The 3562-nt window shown below is 54.7% G+C and carries 3 protein-coding genes; all 3 read left to right on the top strand.

The genetic code is table 11. The features are described 5' to 3' along the window. Nucleotides 1-253: 253 nt before the first annotated feature. From ABF287_RS04480 to arsJ, 3 genes are read left to right on the top strand one after another with little or no spacing between them, the layout of a single operon-like run. Nucleotides 254-1096, top strand: a complete 843-nt coding sequence (locus ABF287_RS04480; RefSeq protein WP_347183819.1) for a helix-turn-helix domain-containing protein — start codon at nt 254-256, stop codon at nt 1094-1096. Nucleotides 1097-1102: 6 nt separating this feature from the next. Continuing rightward, a complete protein-coding gene (locus ABF287_RS04475; RefSeq protein ID WP_347183818.1) occupies nt 1103-2101 on the top strand; it encodes an ArsJ-associated glyceraldehyde-3-phosphate dehydrogenase in 999 nt (332 codons plus the stop codon). Continuing rightward, entirely contained in the window at nt 2098-3363 is a 1266-nt protein-coding gene (gene arsJ, locus ABF287_RS04470) for an organoarsenical effux MFS transporter ArsJ (RefSeq protein WP_347183817.1), read from the top strand. The genes ABF287_RS04475 and arsJ overlap by 4 nt, the downstream gene beginning before the upstream one ends. The last annotated feature ends 199 nt before the right edge of the window (nt 3364-3562 follow it).

Genomic DNA, 3562 nt, shown 5'->3' with positions numbered 1-3562 from the left:
TGAGGGGCAGGATGCTAGTACAGAGTGAAAGCAGACAACATGTTAAGACGGAAAGCGGAAGTTCGCTGCGCTCGGCGCTAACGTCCGAGGTGCGGACGTTGCTGCCGTAAGACGGACGGGTTCGTATGTCTGCTTTCAGGAGCGGGCAACTTTTCGAAGCATGAATTGATAGGTGCATATTAGCCATTTGGTATCGGTCGCCCTGATCAAAATTAGCTTGACCAAATCTCACTATTTCGAATATCCATGAAATATGGAATCAGCGCTCACCGATCGACTTGCGACCCTCAGTCATCCTCAGCGGATGGCGGTGTTCCGGCTACTCATGCGCCGTTGCCCGGATGAACTGCCAGCTGGCGAAATCGCCGGAGCCTTGGACCTTAAGGCCAGCACAGCGTCGGTCTACCTGTCTGCCCTGACTCAAGCCAGTCTCATCTCACAACGACGAGACGGAACGCGCCTGCTATATGCCCTTAATCTCGATGTTACCCGCGAGGTCGTCGCAGGTTTGTTTGTCGATTGTTGTCGCGGACGGGCTGACCTTTGCCCGCCGCAGTTTTCTGACCTTCTCAGGAGTATCTCTCCCATGAGCGACAAGAAATTCAACGTCCTCTTTGTTTGCACCGGAAACTCTGCCCGCTCGATTTTCGCAGAAACGATTCTGCGGGATATGGTGGGCGATAAGTTCACCGCCTACTCAGCAGGCACGGCACATCGCTCAGAGCTGAACCCATTTGCTGTCGAAATGCTTAAATCAAAAGGACATGACGTGGCTCTTTTGCGGTCCAAGAACATCCAGGAGTTCCAGGGTGCTGATGCGCCGCACATGGATTTTATTTTTACCGTCTGTGACCTTGCCGCCAATGAGGAATGTCCCACGTGGCCGGGTCAGCCCGTCTCTGGCCATTGGGGTATGCCGGACCCAGTAAAGGCCGAGGGAACCGACGCAGAAAAGCGTCTCGCGTTCCACCAGACCTACGGGGCGCTGCACAATCGGATCATGGCATTCTCCGCCTTGTCGTTCGAGAGTTTAGACCGTGCGTCGCTGCAAAAACGTATCGATGAAATCGGCAAAAAAACTGTCAAACAGGAATAACCAGATATGACCACATACGCTCTCAACGGCCTTGGCCGGATCGGCAAACTTGCACTCCGCCCACTCTTGGAGCGCGGCGCAAAGATCGCCTTTATCAATGACGCGCTTGGCGATCCCGCGATGCACGCGCATCTATTGGAATTCGATTCAATTCATGGCCGCTGGCCTGCGGCGTTTGCGGCAGACGAAGGGTCAATCAGCATTAACGGCACCCGCATCCCCATCACCAACACGCGCAATCTGGAAGACCTGCCACTGGATGGCGTGGATGTGGTGATTGATTGCACAGGCGCGTTCAAGACAGAGGCCAAGCTGGCCCCCTATTTTGCGGCGGGTGTCAAAAAGGTTGTCGTTTCAGCACCGGTCAAGGACGGGCCGACGGCCAACATTGTCCATGGTGTCAATGATGACATCTACGATGCGGACATCCACAAGATTGTGACGGCGGCAAGCTGCACGACAAACTGCCTCGCGCCTGTGGTAAAGGTTCTGCTGGAAGGGATCGGCATCAAGCACGGCTCAATCACGACGATCCATGATGTGACCAACACACAAACGATTGTGGACCGCCCTGCAAAGGATTTGCGCCGTGCGCGGTCCGCGCTGACAAACCTGATCCCGACCACAACAGGGTCTGCGACGGCGATCACGCTGATCTATCCCGAGCTGAAGGGTAAATTAAACGGCCATGCGGTGCGGGTGCCACTTTTGAACGCATCCATCACCGATTGCGTGTTCGAAATGGCGCGTGAAACGACTGTGGAAGAGGTGAACGGATTATTCAAAGCTGCCGCTGAAGGGCCGCTGAAAGGCATCCTTGGATACGAGACGCGGCCTCTGGTCTCGTCGGACTACACCAATGATCAGCGCAGCGGCATCATTGATGCGCCGTCAACGATGGTTGTGAACGGCACCCAGCTCAAAGTCTACGCTTGGTATGACAACGAGATGGGATATGCACATCGCTTGGTCGATGTTGCGCTTATGGTTGGCCACAAGCTGTGAAAGGTCCCGTCGGATTTTCCGCCTACATCACGGTGACGGCCGCCTATTGGGCATTCATGTTGACCGATGGTGCGCTCAGGATGCTAGTTCTGCTGCACTTCCACACACTCGGCTTTTCGCCAGTGCAACTGGCCTATTTGTTTGTGATGTATGAGATCGCAGGTGTGGTGACCAACCTGTCCGCCGGTTGGATCGCGGCACGGTTTGGACTGACGTCGACGCTTTATGCGGGCTTGTCATTGCAGGTAGTGGCGCTTCTGGCGCTCACGCAGCTTGATCCTGCTTGGAGCATCACGGCCTCTGTGGCGTTTGTGATGCTGGTGCAAGGACTGTCGGGCGTGGCCAAGGATTTGGCAAAGATGAGTTCCAAGAGCGCGGTAAAGATTCTTGCGCCGACGACGGGCGGTGGCCTGTTCAGGTGGGTCGCCATCCTGACGGGATCAAAAAATGCAGTGAAAGGCAGCGGCTTCCTGATGGGGGCCGTCTTGCTGGCCGTATATGGGTTCGTTCCTTCCGTGCTGACGATGGCGGCAATCATCTTCCTCATCCTGATCGGAGTGGTGATCGGCATGCCCTCGGGTCTGCCGGTGGGTCGTAAGGACGCAAAGTTCTCTGAGGTGTTTTCCAAGAACCGCAACATCAACTGGCTCAGTACCGCCCGGCTGTTTCTATTTGGCGCGCGGGATGTCTGGTTCGTGGTTGGTATTCCGATCTATTTCTATGCGGTGTTGTCGGACGGCACTACCGAGGGCAACCGCGCGGCCTTCTTCATGATAGGGACGTTTATGGCCGTCTGGACGATCCTTTACGGCTTTATCCAAGGCTCGGTACCGCGCATCCTAAAGGCGGCATCACGATCCGATGTGGAAATTCTCGCATTAGCAAAACGCTGGGTTGGACTACTGGTAATTGTGCCTACGTTTCTGGCTGGTCTCGTTTGGCTGGTCCCCGAACCGTCCAATATGCTGACAGCAACGATTGTCTTGGGCCTCTTGATCTTCGGCGGCATCTTCGCCGTGAATTCAGCCCTGCATTCGTTTCTCATCCTCAGCTTTACAGATGCAAAACGGGTCACAATGGATGTTGGCTTTTACTATATGGCCAACGCGGCAGGCCGGTTGGTTGGCACACTCCTGTCCGGATTTGCATATCAGATGGGTGGGCTTTCACTATGCCTCGGCACCGCTGCAGTAATGATAGGTCTTAGCTGGCTCGGAACATCGCAACTTAAAGCGCCAGAAAATGATAAGGTTGCCGCATGAATATTTTCGATAATGACCGCTCCGTCTGGATGACACTTAAATTCGTTTAATAGTTTTTCTGATCAAAGCGGTCGTTCAACGACGGCGCAGCATTGGTTGATTTGGGCTCGAACCTGATGTTCGCCGCAAAATTAACTAACGGCCGCTCTGGGCTGAAGGCGTTACAACAGCTCCACGGCTTCACTGAGCTGCTCTGCGT

Origin of the sequence: Pacificibacter sp., from assembly GCF_039769035.1 — a bacterium.
In the GTDB taxonomy this organism is placed as follows: domain Bacteria; phylum Pseudomonadota; class Alphaproteobacteria; order Rhodobacterales; family Rhodobacteraceae; genus Celeribacter.
Note: the sequence above shows the minus strand (reverse complement) of the source record. Positions and strands in the feature narration are given on the sequence as shown.

Coding starts and splice junctions, on each gene's coding strand:
- ABF287_RS04475 (WP_347183818.1), top strand. CDS start 1,103: ATGACCACATACGCTCTCAACGGCCTTGGCCGGATCGGCAAACTTGCA.
- ABF287_RS04480 (WP_347183819.1), top strand. CDS start 254: ATGGAATCAGCGCTCACCGATCGACTTGCGACCCTCAGTCATCCTCAG.